At 24.9% G+C, this 16,859-nt stretch carries 14 protein-coding genes and 2 tRNA genes; 6 read left to right on the top strand and 10 right to left on the bottom strand.

Annotated elements, in window-relative coordinates; genetic code table 11:
* The first annotated feature begins 335 nt into the window (after positions 1-335).
* Positions 336-986: a potassium channel family protein gene (locus MBCUR_RS07095; RefSeq protein WP_067092007.1), complete on the top strand. Its 651-nt coding sequence runs from the start codon at positions 336-338 to the stop codon at positions 984-986.
* 55 nt (positions 987-1,041) lie between these two features.
* Here MBCUR_RS07095 and MBCUR_RS07090 read toward each other — a convergent pair whose 3' ends face one another.
* From MBCUR_RS07090 to MBCUR_RS07055, 9 genes are all read right to left on the bottom strand, one after another.
* Positions 1,042-1,728 carry an MBL fold metallo-hydrolase gene (locus MBCUR_RS07090; RefSeq protein WP_067092005.1) on the bottom strand — a complete coding sequence of 229 codons (687 nt, stop codon included), beginning with the start codon at positions 1,726-1,728 and terminating at the stop codon, positions 1,042-1,044.
* Between the two features lie 122 nt (positions 1,729-1,850).
* Positions 1,851-2,005 (bottom strand) — tRNA-Trp (locus MBCUR_RS10390).
* Between the two features lie 46 nt (positions 2,006-2,051).
* Positions 2,052-2,123, bottom strand: a tRNA-Cys gene (locus MBCUR_RS07085).
* Positions 2,124-2,288: 165 nt separating this feature from the next.
* Positions 2,289-3,302, bottom strand: a complete 1,014-nt coding sequence (locus tag MBCUR_RS07080; protein WP_067092003.1) for a glycosyltransferase family 2 protein — start codon at positions 3,300-3,302, stop codon at positions 2,289-2,291.
* Between the two features lie 7 nt (positions 3,303-3,309).
* The gene (locus tag MBCUR_RS07075; RefSeq protein WP_067092002.1) at positions 3,310-5,013 is read right to left on the bottom strand and encodes an ABC transporter ATP-binding protein; all 1,704 of its coding nucleotides are present in this window, start codon (positions 5,011-5,013) and stop codon (positions 3,310-3,312) included.
* 15 nt (positions 5,014-5,028) lie between these two features.
* Positions 5,029-5,814 carry an ABC transporter permease gene (locus MBCUR_RS07070; RefSeq protein ID WP_067092000.1) on the bottom strand — a complete coding sequence of 262 codons (786 nt, stop codon included), beginning with the start codon at positions 5,812-5,814 and terminating at the stop codon, positions 5,029-5,031.
* A 274-nt stretch (positions 5,815-6,088) separates the two neighbouring features.
* Positions 6,089-6,961 (bottom strand): glucose-1-phosphate thymidylyltransferase RfbA, encoded by an 873-nt coding sequence (rfbA, locus tag MBCUR_RS07065; RefSeq protein ID WP_067091998.1) that lies wholly within the window; start codon positions 6,959-6,961, stop codon positions 6,089-6,091.
* Positions 6,962-7,132: 171 nt separating this feature from the next.
* On the bottom strand, positions 7,133-7,996 hold the full coding sequence (rfbD, locus tag MBCUR_RS07060; protein WP_067091996.1) for a dTDP-4-dehydrorhamnose reductase: 864 nt from the start codon (positions 7,994-7,996) through the stop codon (positions 7,133-7,135).
* Positions 7,997-8,107: 111 nt separating this feature from the next.
* Complete coding sequence (locus tag MBCUR_RS07055) at positions 8,108-9,463, bottom strand: UDP-glucose dehydrogenase family protein (RefSeq protein WP_067091994.1); 1,356 nt, start codon at positions 9,461-9,463, stop codon at positions 8,108-8,110.
* Positions 9,464-10,071: 608 nt separating this feature from the next.
* Between MBCUR_RS07055 and MBCUR_RS07050 the strand changes: the two genes are divergently transcribed.
* The 3 genes from MBCUR_RS07050 (at position 10,072) to MBCUR_RS10385 (ending at position 12,993) form a co-directional block, all read left to right on the top strand.
* The gene (locus MBCUR_RS07050) at positions 10,072-11,448 is read left to right on the top strand and encodes a nucleotide sugar dehydrogenase (RefSeq protein ID WP_067091992.1); all 1,377 of its coding nucleotides are present in this window, start codon (positions 10,072-10,074) and stop codon (positions 11,446-11,448) included.
* A 241-nt stretch (positions 11,449-11,689) separates the two neighbouring features.
* Positions 11,690-12,847, top strand: a complete 1,158-nt coding sequence (locus tag MBCUR_RS07045; RefSeq protein WP_067091990.1) for a hypothetical protein — start codon at positions 11,690-11,692, stop codon at positions 12,845-12,847.
* Entirely contained in the window at positions 12,847-12,993 is a 147-nt protein-coding gene (locus MBCUR_RS10385) for a hypothetical protein (RefSeq protein WP_157077700.1), read from the top strand. Before MBCUR_RS07045 ends, MBCUR_RS10385 begins: the two co-directional genes overlap by 1 nt.
* A gap of 46 nt (positions 12,994-13,039) precedes the next feature.
* Here the strand turns inward: MBCUR_RS10385 and MBCUR_RS07040 are convergent, their stop codons facing one another.
* Positions 13,040-13,552 (bottom strand): ArsR/SmtB family transcription factor, encoded by a 513-nt coding sequence (locus MBCUR_RS07040; protein WP_067091988.1) that lies wholly within the window; start codon positions 13,550-13,552, stop codon positions 13,040-13,042.
* A gap of 434 nt (positions 13,553-13,986) precedes the next feature.
* On the opposite strand from MBCUR_RS07040, the gene MBCUR_RS07035 reads away from it, so the two are divergent.
* Together MBCUR_RS07035 and dnaK are read left to right on the top strand one after the other, a co-directional pair.
* The gene (locus MBCUR_RS07035) at positions 13,987-14,598 is read left to right on the top strand and encodes a nucleotide exchange factor GrpE (RefSeq protein ID WP_084269602.1); all 612 of its coding nucleotides are present in this window, start codon (positions 13,987-13,989) and stop codon (positions 14,596-14,598) included.
* 244 nt (positions 14,599-14,842) lie between these two features.
* Positions 14,843-16,720 carry a molecular chaperone DnaK gene (gene dnaK / locus MBCUR_RS07030; protein ID WP_067091986.1) on the top strand — a complete coding sequence of 626 codons (1,878 nt, stop codon included), beginning with the start codon at positions 14,843-14,845 and terminating at the stop codon, positions 16,718-16,720.
* Positions 16,721-16,859 lie beyond the last annotated feature (139 nt).

Raw genomic sequence — 16,859 nt, 5'->3', positions numbered from 1 at the left:
AATTCATATTCTATAATTATAATATATTTTCATTTTTAATTTAATAATGTCTTATTTAATGTTAATTAATATAATTTTAGATATTTTTATATTTAATTAAAATCTTAATCTTTTACTTATTTTTATTAAATTTTATATTATATATCAAATATTATTTTTTATCAAATATTATTTTTTATCAAATATTATTTTTTATTTTCATTGTTTTTATTATTCATATTATTTTTTATTATTTTTTATCAAAATTTAATATATTCCAAAGTTATTTTTTATAGAAACTTTAATTATCAAAATTTTTTTATAATTTAGTTCATTGAATTGTAGTGAGTGATTAAATGTATATTGTTATTATGGGTGCTGGGCGTGTTGGGTTGAATCTTGCTAATCTTTTAATTAAAGATGGCATGGATATTACAATAATAGAAAGTGAACAGGAAAAAGGAGTAAGTGCCGCTCTTGAATTAGATGCCACAATTATATGTGGAAATGGTACAGATACTAAAACCCTTAATGAAGCTAATATAACTGATGCAGATGTTTTTGTAGCTGCTACAGGTAATGATGAAGCAAATTTACTTTCATCTATTTTAGTTAATGATTTTAACATTCCTAAAGTAATAGCTCGTGTAAGTAATCCAGATCATGAGGAAGCATTTAGAAAAGTAGGTATTGATGATGTTATAAGTCCTGAATTAACAGCTGCAGGATTTTTAGAAAAATTAATTACAAGACCTAATGTAGCAGACTTAACAGCTTTTGGAAAAGGAGATGCTGAGATTTTAGATATGGTAATTACAAATGAAAAAATTAATGGTAAGAGAGTATCTGAAATTTCACCAACAGAAGATTATATTATTATTGCGGGTTACCCTGGAGGAAAATTAAAGATTCCTCAAGGAGATATGGTTTTGAACACTGGAAATAAAATCTCAATACTTGTTAAACGTGGTAGTTTTCAAAAAGCAGCTAAAAAATTCATGAAATAGCTATTATTTTTTTTTACTTTTATTTGTCTTAATTTTTGTTTGCTTTTTAAAATAGCTATTTATAATAACTTTCAAACATTGTATTTGCTAGTTGTACATGGGAGTTACCATTATCTGCCCATGGGCCATGACCAGGTAGTAAATAATTCACATCTAAATCTTTTAATCTTTTTAAGGAGTTTTCCATATCATTTAAATCTCCACCAAGGTCTATTCTACCAAATCCTCCATTTGTAAATACAGTGTCTCCAGATATTAATGTTTCACCATCGTATAAACATATTCCACCTTTTGTGTGCCCTGGTATTTCTATTACTTCAAATTCATCAATTTTTGACTTGTTTTTAAGATTTTTTATTTCTATTTTATTTTTGTTTAATATATCGCCTATATAATCACTTTCATAGAGTTTTATATCTACTCCTGTTATTTCGATTTCAGCATGACTAAATGATGGTAAAATTCTACTTTTTTCACGATTTATTAAAGCATCACTATCTTTTTCTCCAATAGCTATTTTTGCTTCTTTAAAAAAATGATTTCCACAAATATGATCAAAGTGGCAGTGAGTGTTGATTATTAAATCAATATCATTTAAATTATAATCTATTTTTTTAAGTTCTTTTTCTAAATACTCTTTGTTAGTTCCTGTTCCAGTATCTACTATTATGTTTCCAATTAAATAGCTATTAGAGTCAGCTCCAAATCCTTCAATGTAGTATATATCATTTATTTTTTCCATAAAAACACCTTGATTAATTATATAAACAATTAAATCTTAAGAAAAAAACAGAAAATTAAATTAGAATAATGATAATTTTTAATTAATAAAAAAAGTTAATAAATATAAAAATGGGATAAAAATGGGGTCACAGGGATTTGAACCCCGATCCTAGGATATCTCTCTGTCTCAGTACTCCAATTGATCATCATTAACCAATAGATACTGTTTTCAGTTTGCGCATTTTTCTTCAAAGACAACTGGAGTCCCAGATGATGCCAGATTACACTATAACCCCAAAAGATTAGTGCCAATATTATTATGATTTTTTAGCTTAGATATCAAGCCAAGGGAGAGATTTGAACTCCCGTGTAATGGATCTGCAGTCCACCGCTTCGCCTCTAAGCTACCTTGGCATAACATAAAACTATTTCTTTTTTGTAGTATTTAAACTTTGTGTAAAAAATAGCTAATTCATCATATAATACTTATTAAATTTATTAAAGTTTATTAAATTTACTTAAAGCTTATTAAATTTATTTATAGTTTAAGTTTTAAATCTTATTTTAAAGTTTAAATAGCTATTTTAACAATTTAAAACAATTGATAATTAGTTTATATTCAATTTTAAAATAATTTAGGAGATTAGATTTATTAAATTTAACTTTTTTTATTTTTTTTGACTTTCTAATCCCTTTTTTTAATCCATTTAAATAAAGATTTCCATATCCTTTTTTTATAAAAAATAAATATTTAATTAAAAATCCAACAGCTAAAAATCCTATGTTTAGAACTATCTGTGGCCATGGCATATTTTTATGAATTAGATAAATGTTGTTTCTTGCAGCTATTTCTGCTTTAAATTCATTGTATTTCCCTCCACTTGCCCCACTAACTATGTGATAAACTTTTGCATAAGGACAGAAGACATTTTTATATCCATATATTTGACTTCTGTATCCTAAATCTATATCCTCTAAATAAATAAAGTAATCTTCATCAAAATATCCAATTTTATCTAAAATATCTTTTCTATAAATGGCTGCTCCACCACATGATGAAAAGACTTCATAAATTTTATTAAATTTATTTATTTCTTTTCCATCGCCATTTTTATATGTCCATCCTAAAATAGTGTATTCATCACCAGCATCGTCTATTATATCTCTTTCATAATATCTTATCATTTTACTACTTACAGAAAATATTGTGTCATCATTTTCAATGGCTTCAAGGATTTTTATAAAATAATTTTCATCAATTTCTAAATCATTGTTTAATAAACAAATATATTCAATATTGAGTATATTTGAATATTCAATCCCCTGATTAACAGCTTTTGAAAACCCTAAATTTTTCTTATTTGAAATAAGATGGTATTTTAATCTTTTTAATTGGTTTGTTTTATGATTTGGATTTTTTGATACTTTATCATTTAAATATCTAATTGTTTCTTCATCTGATCCATTATCAACAATGATTATATTTAAATCATCGAATTTTGCTTTTTCTATGGATTTTAAACAATTTTTTAAATATTTAAGGTCATTGTAGTTAGGAATAACAACAGCTATTTTAGATGTTTTATGTTTCATAATATCATTAATTTTCAGGATTTTCTTTTGGAACTGTTTTTTCTTTTATTTCTTCTATTTCTTCTTCATTTGTTAACCCAGCTATTTTTTCTTCTAATTCTTGCATTGTTTTTTTTATTTTTTTCAGTTGAATTACTCCTGGATCTTCAATTGTTTCAGCTGTTTTGCTAATTTCTTTTGTTTCTTCTGGGTTTTCAATATTATTACTTTGTTCTTCTTTATTTTCTTTTTTACTTTCTTCTTTATTTTCTTCTTTTTGCATTTCTCCTTTTTCTTTAATTTCCTTTATTTTTTTTGGCTCGTCTATATCTTCTTTTTTCTTAGCTTTTACAGTTTCTTTATTTTTAACAGGGGTTTTTACTGGTGTTTTTGGTTTAGCTTTTTTCTTCTTTTCTTCAGTATTAATTCTCTCATATGTATCACAAACTTCTTTTGTTTCTCCAAACATCTTTAATTTGCCTTGATCAAGCCATAAACATTTATTACATAATTTTTTTATTTGTTTTATACTATGAGAAACTAAAATAATAGTTGCACCTGATTCAAATAGCTCTCGAATTCTTGCATCCGCTTTTTTTTTAAATTTAAGATCACCAACAGATAATACTTCATCAAGAATTAATATTTCAGGGTTTAAAACTGTTGAAATTGAAAATCCTAATTTTGCTTTCATTCCAGAAGAGTAGTTTTTCACTGGGACTTCAATAAATTTACCTAAATCAGAATATTCAACAATTTCTTCGAATTTACTCTCTAAAAATTCTCTTGAAAATCCTAATATTGATCCATTTAAAAATATATTTTCTCTACCTGTATAATTTGGATCAAACCCAGCACCTAACTCTAAAAGTGGAGTTATCTTTCCCCTAACTATAATTTTGCCTTTTGTTGGTTTCATTACTCCAGATATGATTTTAAGCAAAGTACTTTTTCCAGCCCCATTTAAGCCAATTATTCCTAATCGATCTCCTTTTTCTATTAAAAATGAAACATCGCTTAGTGCATGGAATTCTTGTTTTTTAGCTTGTCCTTTAATTTTTTTTATTGCATATTCTTTTATATTATCAAGTTTTTCACTAAATAGCTTAAACACCATTGATACATTTCTAACTTCAATTGCATATTTAACATTTGGTTTTTTTACCAATAGATTCTTAGAATTGAATTTTACTTCTTCTGTTTTATTTTTTTTATCTGTTTCTTTGTCATTTAACTCTTTTTTATTTAATTCTTCTTTATTTAATTTTTCTTTATTTAATCCACTTTTATTTTTTTGGCTTTGTTTTTCGCTTATTGTTGTTTTTAAATCATTAAATTCTACTAATTTTTTTAAATCATTTAAATTTTTTATTTCTTCTAATCTTTTTATTTCATTTAAATCTTTAATGTATTCATTTTTTTCAAAATCATATTTAAATAAGTGTTTAATACTAATATCATTTTTGCCTTTTTTCAATTTTTCATATAGTACTATTTCTTTAGGAAATCCATTTGCACCCTTTTCTAAAAATTCCATTGGATATTCAGGATTTTGACCAATAGCTATTTTTTTGCTATCATAAATAAATAGTAACTTATTGTCATCATCATAATATTTTTTTACATATTCAGGAAAGTTTGTTTTTTCTTTATTCTTCTCTTTATTCTTTTCTTCGTTTTTATCCTTATCATTTTTTTTATTTTTTTTATCGTTGTTTTTTGAAAATATCATTAAAACACCAGAATATTATAAATGAAGAATAAATTTATTTTGAGTTTTATAAAATACAATTAAACCTACAACAACTACTATTAAAGCTGTAATAGCTTGATATTCAAGCAAATAAAGATTTGGAAACTTTGCATAGAGTATGGTATCTCTAAAATTGCTTATGGCACAGTAAACTGGGTTTAAATTGAAGAACATTTTATATTGGTCTGGAACTCTTGTGCTAATATCGTAAAAAATTGCTGATCCATACATCAATAGCTGAGTAAATACATTATATAGATATTTAATATCTCTGAAAAATACATAAATTGATGCTAAAATGAGTCCACACCCAAATGCAAAGAAACAAAGTAATATTATAGGTAAAATGGCCAGTAAATTATAAATTGAAAAAGGACAAGCAGTTACAATCATAAATATTGCTAAAACTATCATTGAAATTAAATAGTTTACTATTTCTGTTAGTGTTATACTTAATGGATAGATATATTTTGGAACATAAATTTTTTTTAGAATCGATGCCCCACCTCTTATTGAATTCATAGCTCCTTTTGTCGCAGATGCAAAGAAATGATAAGTAATATAACCGATTAAAACATAGATTACAAAGTTCTCTATGGAATTTGCAAAGAAAAATCCAAACACAAAAGCTAGAACCAAAGAACTTAAAGCAGGATTTATAAGACTCCATAAAACTCCTAAAACAGAGTCTTTATATTTCACAGTTAAATTTTTCTTAATTAGTTCAAATAAAAGAAACCTATATTTTTTAAAATTTGCAAAAAACCTATGATTAATCATTAATGCACCTAATGTTAAAATTAAATTGAAAGTTATATTAGTTATATTAAATAAATGGTTATTATTAATATTCAATGTTTTATATATTATCTTACAGTTTTTATAGAATATTCAATTCTTATAGAATATTCAATCTTTTATATAATATATTCTATCTTTTTAATATAATAGTATATTGTTTTATAATATTCTTCTTTTTTAAAAATATAAATATTTTGTTTTATATTATCCTGTACTATTTTGATTGCTTGGTATTTTTTAAAATTTTTATTATTTATTTTCCATGTTTTGATAACTTTAAAAGATATTGGCCATAATCGGTTTTTTTCAAAGATTTTCCTTTTTTTATAAGCTTTTCTCTTGAAATATATCCTTTGTTGTAAGATATTTCTTCTAAACATGCAATGTATAACCCTTGTCTTTTTTGAATTGTTTCTATAAAGTTGTTAGCTTCAAGAAGACCTATATGAGTACCTGTATCTAGCCAAGCCATTCCTCTTCCTAATATCTCAACTTTAAGATTTCCACTTTTTAAATATTCTTCATTTACTGAGCTAATTTCCAATTCTCCTCTTTTTGATGGTTTAATCTTTTTAGCTATTTCAATAACATTGTTGTCATAAAAATATAATCCTGGTATAATATAATCAGATTTAGGATGTTTTGGCTTTTCTTCAATTGATAAGGCTTTTCCAGCATTGTCAAATTCAACAACACCAAAATCTTCAGGATTTTGAGTATAATATCCAAAAATAATAGCTCCTTGCTTTACTTTTGCTGCATTTTCAAGAATTTCACTAAATTTATGCCCATAAAAAATATTATCTCCTAAAACAAGAGCAACAGTATCTTTTCCAATAAATTCTTCTCCAATTATAAATGCTTCGGCTAAACCATTTGGATTTTTTTGTTCTTTATAAGAGAATTCTATTCCTAAATCGTCTCCATCACCGAGAAGTTGTTCATATCTTGGTAAGTCTTCAGGTGTTGAAATTATAAGGATTTCTTTAATTCCACATAATAATAAAATTGATATTGGGTAGTAAATCATTGGTTTATCATAAACTGGTAATAACTGCTTTGAGACTGCCTTTGTAATTGGATAAAGTCTTGTACCTGAACCTCCAGCTAAAACAATTCCTTTCATCATATCATTCCTTTTTAATTAATTTTTTTTAATTAATTTTATTAATAATTCTCTAAATATTCTAACTAGAAAAAATAATTTTATTTTTATTAATTTTAACCTTTATTTTTTTAATTTTTTTTTAACTTTAACTTTTATTTTTATTAACTTTTATTTTTTTCTTAATATTTTTTAATATTCTTTTAATTCTAATTCTAAATATTCTTTTAATGCTTCTTTATATGATCTAAGTGGAGTAAAACCCTCTTTTTTCCATTTTTTGTTATTTAAAATAGAATATTTTGGTCGTGGAGCAGGTCTATCAAATTCTTCACTTGTGACTGCTTTAACTTTAACATCATTTCCTGCTATTTTAAAAATTTCCTTACTAAATTCATACCAACTACAGTTGTCAGAGTTAGTAATGTGATATATTCCATATTTATCTGTTTCTATGATTTTGGCAATTGCATAAGAGAGATCTCTTGTAAACGTAGGAGAACCATGTTGATCATCTACAACAGATATTTCTTCATTATTTTTTGATAAGTTTAACATAGTTTTAACAAAATTCTTACCATGGTATCCATAAAGCCATGCTGTTCTAAAAATAAAGTATTTTTCAGTGTAATCTTTAATAAATTCTTCACCTGCAAGCTTTGTTCTTCCATAGGCACTTAATGGTCCTGTTGAGTCTGCTTCATCATAAGATTTTTTATCTCCTGAAAAAACATAGTCTGTTGAGATGTGTAATATCTTAGCATCAACCATTCTAGATGCAATACTTAAATTTTTTGGACCAATGGCATTTATTGTATATGCCAGCTCTTCATTTGTCTCACACCCATCAACATCTGTAAATGCAGCTACATTTATAATTATATCTGGTTTTATTAAATCTACTTTTTCTTTGACTTCATTTAATCTGCTTATATCAAGTGAAATTGTATTTTCGTCTTCATTAATATCTGTAGCTATTATTTCATGATTTTTTGATAAAATTTCAATTAAATCAGTTCCCAGCATTCCTTTTGCACCTGTAACTAAAATTTTCATATTTTTCACCTTGATTTTTAAAATTTTTTTAGTTTTTTATTTTTTATATTTTCTTAATTGTTTTTTTTATTTTTTACATTTTTTACTTTAGTTTTTTATTTAAAATAAAAGTTAAAAATCTTCTAAAACACCAATTTGATAGTATTTAAATCCTAAATTTTTTAATAAATCATTGTTATATTGATTCCTACCATCAAAAATTACTTTATTTTTTAAATTATTTTCTAAAATTTTAAAATCAGGACTTCTAAATTCATTCCATTCTGTAACAAGTACCAATCCATCACAATCTTCTGTTGCTTCGTATTTATCATTGAAATAGCTGATTTTTTCTTTATATAATTGGTCATTCAATATTTTTTTAGCTTCATTGACTGCTTTAGGATCATATGAGTTAATATAAACTCCAGAAGATATTAATTCTTTGATTAAAACAACAGATGTTGATTCTCTCATATCATCTGTTCCAGGTTTAAATGATAATCCCCAAATAGCTATTTTTAATCCTTTTAAATCTTTTAATCCTTTTGTCTCTAAAAAATATTTCTTGATTTTTTCAAATAATATTTTTTTCATCTCATAATTTATATTTTCTACTTCTTTTAGAATTTTAGGAGTATAATTATAATTTTCACTAACTTTAATCAATGCTTGAACATCTTTTGGAAAACAACTTCCTCCATATCCACAACCAGCATAAAGAAAGCTGTATCCAATTCTGCTATCGCTTCCAACACCTAAACGAACTTTGTTCACATCTGCACCAGTTTTTTCACAAATCATTGCCATTTCATTCATAAATGAAATTCGGGTTGCAAGCATAGCATTAGATGCATATTTACTCATTTCTGCACTTCTAATATCCATGATAATAAATCTGTCATGGTTTTTTACAAATGGATAGTATAATTCTTTTAATATTTCTATTGTTTTTTCATCATCGCTTCCTATTACTACTCTATCTGGTCTCATTGAATCTGCAACAGCTGTTCCTTCTTTTAAAAATTCTGGATTTGATACAACATGAACTTGCCATGGCTTATTTAGTTTTTTAAATTCTTCAGCAATTATTTCTTTAATTTTATCTCCAGTTCCAACAGGGACGGTTGACTTAGTAACAACAATCATGTCATGATCTATAATTTCCCCTAAATTTTTAGCTATTTTGTAAATGGCAGTTAAATCGGCACTTCTGTCTTTAGCCATTGGTGTTCCAACTGCAATAAAACAAATATTTGAATTTTTTATTCCTTCTTCTAAATTAGTGGTAAAAAGAAGGTTTCCATTCTTATAATTCTTAACTACCATTTCTTCAAGGTCATTTTCATATATGGGAATAATACCTTTTTTTAAATCTTCTATTTTTTCTTCAATAATATCTACACAGTATACTTTGTTTCCCATATCAGAAAAGCAAGTTCCTGTAACTAAACCAACATATCCAGTTCCAATAACAGTAATATTCATTATGTCATCACCAAATTCTTTAATAAGAGCATATAATAAATAATTTTAATAATAAAGTTTTTTTAGTAAATATAATAAAATTTAGCAAATATAATAAAATTTTAGTAAATACAATAATATAAATATATAGTCCTTAATATTAAGCTAATTATAAAATTACTAATATAAAATCTTCTAAATTTTTAGAAAAAATTATTTTTAGTCTTAGATCTTTAAATTCTTTTTTAAAATAGCTAATTATTTTTTAAACCATTCATCTAAAAGCTTTTTACAAAAATTTAATCCTATAAATCCTGCTCTACCAGTAACCAATATTTTTTTCATATTAATTCCCTTTTTTTAATTTTTTAATTTTTTAATAAATTTTTGAGATTTTTCTTACCAAAAGTTTTGACACAGGCACTGCTTTTTAAAAGACAAATTATTTATTTAATTACTTATATATTTACTAATAAATGTATATTTATATATTTGGTTTATGATTTAATAAATATTTAATATTTTTCAATTTTCTAATTTAGTTTTACTTAATTTTACTTAGTTTTACTTAGTTTTACTTAGTTTTACTTAATTTTTAATTATTTTGTTTATTATAGGTTGGTGCTTAAATGAAGATTTGTGTTATTGGGCAAGGATATATTGGTCTTCCAACAGCTTTACTTTTTGCAAAAAATGGCTGTGAAGTTTTAGGAGTAGATGTTAATGAGGAAGTTGTTAATAAATTAAACAATGGAACCATTCACATTGCAGAAGAAGGATTATTAGAAATTCTTCAAATGGCTATTTCTAATGGTAGTTACAGAGCATCTACAGTTGTTGAAGAAGCAGATGTTTTTATTATTACTGTTCCAACACCTGCAAATATCTTAGATTTAAGCTGTGATTTATCCTATGTTGAGGATGCATCTAAATCAATATTACCTGTATTAAACGAAGGAAACATTGTCATAGTTGAATCTACAATAGCCCCAATGTCTAGTGATGAATTTATTGCACCTATTTTTGAAGAAGTTGGTTTTACAATAGGTGAAGATTTATATTTTGCACATTGCCCTGAAAGAGTTCTACCTGGTCAAATTATCGAAGAATTAATACATAATGATAGAATTGTAGGAGGATTAACAGATGTTTGTGCTGATAAGGCTATTGATGTTTATAGAATATTTGTTAAAGGTGAAATTTTTAAAACTGAAGCAAAAACAGCTGAAATGAGCAAATGTATGGAAAATACTTTTAGAGATGTCAATATAGCTCTTGCAAATGAATTAATAAAAATTTGCAATAAAATTGATGTTAATGGCTTAGAAGTTATTAAATTGGCAAATAAACATCCACGTGTTAACTTACATTCTCCAGGACCAGGTGTTGGTGGACACTGTTTAGCCATTGATCCTTATTTTATTTATTCGCTTGCTCCAGATACAGCTAAAATAATTAAACATTCAAGAGACACCAACAATTTAATGCCAGACTTTGTATTTAACGCAGTCAATAAAATTATTTCAAAAGAATTTAAAGGTAATGAAAATTTTTCTAAAATAGAGGGTGATAAGAAAAATATTAAAATAACTATTTTAGGATTATCATATAAAGGCAACACAGATGATATTCGCGAATCTCCAGCCTTAAAAATCTATAAGTTATTAGAAAATGAAGGATATAATTTAGTTTCTTATGATCCTCATGTTAAAGCCATTGATGGATTTAAAAAAATAGATTCTTTTGATGAAGCTATTTTTAAAGCTAACCTTATTTTGATTTTAACTGATCACAATGAATTTAAAGATTTAAATTTTATTGATATTGCAAAATATATGGAAACTCCTATTATTTTTGATACAAAGAATATTTTAGATGATGATTTTACTAAGCATTTGAACAATGATCTTGTTAAAGACAGGAATAATGATGAATCTGAAAAGAATAAAAATTTAATCAATAAAGTTAAACTTGTTAATTTTGGAAATTTGTTTGATTATGTTTAATATTAAATCAGATTTTTTTAATAAGTGCCTTTTTTTAATAATATTTTTTAGATAAAATTTAAATAATATTTTTTTTAAATAATATCTTTTTAAATAATATCTTTTTAGATAATATATTTTTAGATAATATCTTTTTAGAGTAATATTCTTTTAAATAATATTTTTATAAATAATTTTTTTAAAATTTTCTTTTAATTTTTAATAATAAAAATTTTTATAATAAAGATGTCTAATTGATAAAATGAGTTTTACTGATAATATAAAGGAAAAATTACGAAAATCACTTGAAGATTCCTTAAATTCCTATGAATTAAATTTTTCTATTGATAATGATGTTTTAACTTTCAATTTTAAAAATTTTAAATTTCCTGGAGAAAAATACATTCTTATAAAGGATAGAATCACCCATAAAAGAATAGCCATTAAAATTAAAAAATCTCAAGTTCAATTAAATAAAAATACAATCATTGAGCTACTATCTTTAATTAATCTTACTGATACATCTAATGATTTTTCATATCAAAAAATAGATGTCTTTGATTTATATTTAAAAATTATCATAGGAAATTATGAATTTTTTAAAAGAATATACATAAATGATATTTCTAATAAATTAGATAACTTGAAAATTACAGATGAAATAGTTGATAGTAATGATAAAACATTTATCTTTGCTGTAAAATCAGATAATTTTATTTTTAATCTTTCTAACAATACTAATTATGATTTTACATACTTTTTATTTTCACTTAAAAATAATAAATTTAGTATTTTATCTAACAATAATAAAATAGCTACTGACCTAAATGAAGAATATTTAAGGAATGATCAAGCAAAAGAAAATCAAATTAATCAGTATAATCAGTCTAACCAAGTTAATCAGCATAATCAATCTAACCAAGTTAATCAATATAATCAATCTAACCAAATTAATCAATATAATCAATATAATCAAAGAGAAATCAAGTCCAATGTGTGTAGTGATGATAATACAATAAATTTCAAATCTAATATTCAAAGTATTTTAGTAAAAAACATTTTTAAAATTACTCCTAAAAAAGATGGTTTGTATGTTTTTTTAATGAGTGATGATGTAATCAACAAAAATCTTAAGCTATTATTATCTAATCCTAGCACAGGAGAAACAATATACTTTGATTACATTAAAGAAAAGAAAATGTTTAAATTAAAGTGGGAATATTTTTTAGATAAAAAATCAGAATACGATTTCTTTTTACAGTTTAAAAACCATAAATTTATACTAGAAAAGAAATATGCTCATAATTTTAGAAAAATGAGATGTGTTAAAGCCACTATTTTTGAAAATAAGAAGCATAATATTTCATTAAAGTCTAATTTAAAATATCCACTTAAAGATTTTAATAAACATGGGATGTAATGAATATTTCATTGATTACAGGCTTTTTTAACCTCATTAATAACTATAGAAAAATAGCTAAAATCAAATCTAAAATCAGATCTAAAATTAAATCAGTCATGAAAATATTAGCAAAAAAGAAGATTTTATTCAAGGGAAACAATTAATTTTAATTTTTCTGTTGGTTTTCCAAGTTATTTTCTTCTTTAATCATTAGAATTCAGTTCTGTTTATTCTTTCTAAGATATACTCAGCTCTTTCTTTTAAGTTATTGTATAATCGTAATTGGTTTTTTAAATCTTCAATGGCTTCCCAATGACCTTGATCTATTTTTTTTTCTATTTCTAATAGCTTTGACCATTCATCTCCAGATGGTAGTTGTTTTAAGTTTAAATTGTCTTCAGTAATTTGAATATCCAATGAGTTTTTTGTTATAGTAATGTTTATGCTAAAATCATGGGGCATATCATAGTATTTTCTTGGTCTTCCTCGTACTATCTTTTTAAATGAAGAATTTAACATTCCTAATTCTTCCATTGCTTTTAAATGCTCTATAATAGCTTTTTGACCTATTTCAAGTTCTTGAGATATTTCGCTTACAAATCTAGGTTCTTTTCTTAGTAGATTTATTATTTCTCGCCGGGTTCTACACCCCATAACATCTAAAATGTCTTCCATATCTACATTATAAAAGTCATTTTTTTTATTATCGTTATTTTGTGTCATGAATTTATATTGTTTAAACTCATTAATATAACTTTAGGTTACTAAAAACCGAAACATTTATATAACATTTTGTTATTATAATATAGTATACAAAAATAACTTTTTGTTACTTTAATTTTTTATCATAATTTCTACTAAATTTAACAATTTATTAATGGCTTAAACGTTATAATTAATTTTTATTATTTTTTTTGGATGTTAATTAGATTGTTTATATTATTTAAACCTTTACAACCTCTTAAATGTTTATTATATTTGATTTAAATTACTTTAGTTTTAAAATAGAAATTTGATAAAATTTTACTGTATAATTTATACTGTATAATATTTTACTGTATAATATTATTTTTTAAATATAATATTTATTAATGTTTAATTAATTTTATTTTATTAATTTAATAATCTTATTTTATTTCCAAAAATTAGGTGACGATATGGTTGATGAAAATAAAAAAAATAATGAAGATTTTGATGAAGAGTTAGATGATTCACAAGATGATTCATTAGATGATTCATTAGAAAATGAAAAAATTAATCAATCTAAAACGAAAGAAGAAGGAGATGAAAAAATAAAAGGAAAGAAAGATAAACTCTCAAAATGTCAAGAAACTATTGATAAATTAGAAGAGGAAAAATCTGAAATTATATCTCATCTCCAAAGATTGCAAGCTGACTTTGAAAATTCTAAAAAGCAAGTTGAGAAAGAAAAAATAGCCATTGTCAAATTTGCTAATGAACAGTTAATATTAAATATTTTAGAAAGTTATGAAGACCTTGAAAGAGCTATTAACCAATCTAAAACTAAAAAAGAGCTTCGTGAAGGTGTTGAATTGATTTACTCTAAATTAAAATCCACTCTTGAAAAAGAGGGATTAAAAGAAATTCCTACAAAAGGCGAGATTTTTGATCCTTTAAAACATGAAGCCTTAATGACTGCTCAAAGTGATGACCATGAAAATGGTGAGATAATAGATGAAGTAATGAAAGGATACATGATAAAAGATAAAATTATAAAGTATCCTAAAGTTAGAGTTTGTAAAAAATAAAATTTCTTTATTTAATTAAATTTTATATCTTTAATTTGAAATTTTATTAATTATTTTTAATAAAATGTAATTTTCATATGTCTTATGTTTATTTATATATAATTATACATTTTTTTTAATATTTTTTAAAATATATTTATTAATTTATTATTTTATTAATTTATTTTAATCTAAAAAATTTTTAATCTAAAAAATTTCTAAAATTTAATCAAAAAAAATTTAATCAAAAAATCAGGTGATATTTATGGCAGAAGATACTAAAAAAGAAAAAATTATTGGAATTGATTTAGGTACAAGTAACTCAGCAGCAGCTGTTCTTGTTGGTGGAAAACCTACAGTAATTCCAAGTGCTGAGGGAGCAAGTCAATATGGTAAGGCATTTCCATCATATGTTGCATTTACTGCTGATGGTCAAAAATTAGTTGGTGAACCTGCAAGAAGACAAGCAGTTACAAATCCAGAAAATACTATTAGTGCTATTAAAAGAAGCATGGGAACAGATTATAAAGTTAATATTCAAGGAAAAGCTTACACTCCTCAAGAGATTTCAGCTTTTATCTTACAAAAAATCAAAAAAGATGCTGAATCATTCCTTGGTGAGGAAGTTAAAAAAGCAGTTATCACAGTTCCTGCTTATTTTGATGATAATCAAAGAACTGCAACTAAAGATGCAGGTACAATAGCTGGATTAGATGTTGTAAGATTAGTTAATGAACCAACAGCTGCAAGTTTAGCATATGGTTTAGATAAACAGAGTGATGATGATGTTGAAATATTAGTCTTTGATTTAGGTGGAGGTACTCTTGATGTAACCGTCATGGAATTTGGTGGAGGAGTATTTGAAGTTAAATCTACTAGTGGGGATACTAAACTTGGTGGAACCGACATGGATAACATTATACTCAAGTATTTAGCCAGTGAATTTAAAAATGGAACTGGTATTGACTTGATGGATGATGACCAAGCTGTTCAAAGACTTAGAGAAGCTGCTGAAAAGGCTAAAATTGAATTGTCTACTACTTTAACCACTGAAATAAACTTGCCTTTCATTACAATGGCTGAAGATGGTCCTAAAAATCTTATTAATACCATTTCAAGAGCTAAATTAGAAGAGTTAGTTGATCCTATAATTAAAAAATGTGGAACTCCAATGGAACAGGCATTAAAAGATGCTAAATTAAATAAAAAAGACATTGACAAAGTTATTCTCGTTGGTGGACCTACTAGAATGCCAGCTGTTCAAAAATTTGTCCAAGATTTTGCTGGAAAAGAAGTTGAAAGAGGAATTGACCCAATGGAATGTGTTGCAATGGGTGCAGCCATTCAAGGTGGAGTTTTAGCTGGTGAAATCAAAGATTTAGTTTTATTAGATGTAACTCCATTGTCTTTAGGTATTGAAACCTTAGGTGGAGTTTCAACAAAATTAATTGATAGGAACACTACAATTCCTGCTAAAAAAAGTCAAATATTCTCAACAGCTGCAGACAATCAGCCTTCAGTAGATATCCATATTTTACAAGGTGAACGTCCAATGGCTAATGATAATACAACCCTTGGAAGATTCCAATTGGTAGATATTCCACCTGCACCAAGAGGAATGCCACAAATTGAAGTTACATTTGATATTGATGCAAATGGTATTATTAATGTAGCTGCCCAAGATAAAGGAACAGGTAAAGAGCAATCTATAACCATTACAGCTTCTAATAAGTTATCCGATGAAGAAATTGATCAAAAAGTTAAAGAGGCTGAATTAAATGCTGAAGAGGATAAAAAGAAACAAGAAGAAATTGAAATCAGAAATAATGCAGATTCTACAATCTACACTGCTGAGAAAACCCTTGAAGATTTAAAAGAAAAAGTTTCTGATGATGAAAAATCTAATGTTGAAAAACTTGTTGGAGAATTAAGAGAACTTATTCCTGGTGATGATGTTGAATCTATTAAGAATAAAACTGAAGAACTCAGTAAAATCCTTCAAGAAATAGGTGCTAAAATTTATCAAGAAGCTCAAGCTCAACAACAAGCCCAACAAGAAGCTCAAGGTGGTAATGGTCAAGATCCTAACCAATCTAACCCTGATGATGATACCATTGATGCTGATTATGAGGTTAAAAAATAGATATTTTTTAAATATTATAATGTTATTATAATTTTTATAAATTATTTTATAATTTTTTATAGATCATTTTATAATTTTTTATAATATTTTTTTTTAAATATTTTTAAATATTTTTTAAATTTATTTATTTTATTATAAT

Origin of the sequence: Methanobrevibacter curvatus (assembly GCF_001639295.1) — an archaeon.
Taxonomy (GTDB): Archaea; Methanobacteriota; Methanobacteria; order Methanobacteriales; family Methanobacteriaceae; genus Methanoflexus; species Methanoflexus curvatus.
Note: the sequence above shows the minus strand (reverse complement) of the source record. Positions and strands in the feature narration are given on the sequence as shown.

Bases quoted from the DNA above. Each gene is read 5' to 3' on its own strand.
- MBCUR_RS07095 (WP_067092007.1), top strand. From the start codon at position 336: ATGTATATTGTTATTATGGGTGCTGGGCGTGTTGGGTTGAATCTTGCT.
- MBCUR_RS07090 (WP_067092005.1), bottom strand. From the start codon at position 1,728: ATGGAAAAAATAAATGATATATACTACATTGAAGGATTTGGAGCTGAC.
- MBCUR_RS07080 (WP_067092003.1), bottom strand. From the start codon at position 3,302: ATGAAACATAAAACATCTAAAATAGCTGTTGTTATTCCTAACTACAAT.
- MBCUR_RS07075 (WP_067092002.1), bottom strand. From the start codon at position 5,013: ATGATATTTTCAAAAAACAACGATAAAAAAAATAAAAAAAATGATAAG.
- MBCUR_RS07070 (WP_067092000.1), bottom strand. From the start codon at position 5,814: ATGATTAATCATAGGTTTTTTGCAAATTTTAAAAAATATAGGTTTCTT.
- rfbA (WP_067091998.1), bottom strand. From the start codon at position 6,961: ATGAAAGGAATTGTTTTAGCTGGAGGTTCAGGTACAAGACTTTATCCA.
- rfbD (WP_067091996.1), bottom strand. From the start codon at position 7,996: ATGAAAATTTTAGTTACAGGTGCAAAAGGAATGCTGGGAACTGATTTA.
- MBCUR_RS07055 (WP_067091994.1), bottom strand. From the start codon at position 9,463: ATGAATATTACTGTTATTGGAACTGGATATGTTGGTTTAGTTACAGGA.
- MBCUR_RS07050 (WP_067091992.1), top strand. From the start codon at position 10,072: ATGAAGATTTGTGTTATTGGGCAAGGATATATTGGTCTTCCAACAGCT.
- MBCUR_RS07045 (WP_067091990.1), top strand. From the start codon at position 11,690: ATGAGTTTTACTGATAATATAAAGGAAAAATTACGAAAATCACTTGAA.
- MBCUR_RS10385 (WP_157077700.1), top strand. From the start codon at position 12,847: ATGAATATTTCATTGATTACAGGCTTTTTTAACCTCATTAATAACTAT.
- MBCUR_RS07040 (WP_067091988.1), bottom strand. From the start codon at position 13,552: ATGACACAAAATAACGATAATAAAAAAAATGACTTTTATAATGTAGAT.
- MBCUR_RS07035 (WP_084269602.1), top strand. From the start codon at position 13,987: ATGGTTGATGAAAATAAAAAAAATAATGAAGATTTTGATGAAGAGTTA.
- dnaK (WP_067091986.1), top strand. From the start codon at position 14,843: ATGGCAGAAGATACTAAAAAAGAAAAAATTATTGGAATTGATTTAGGT.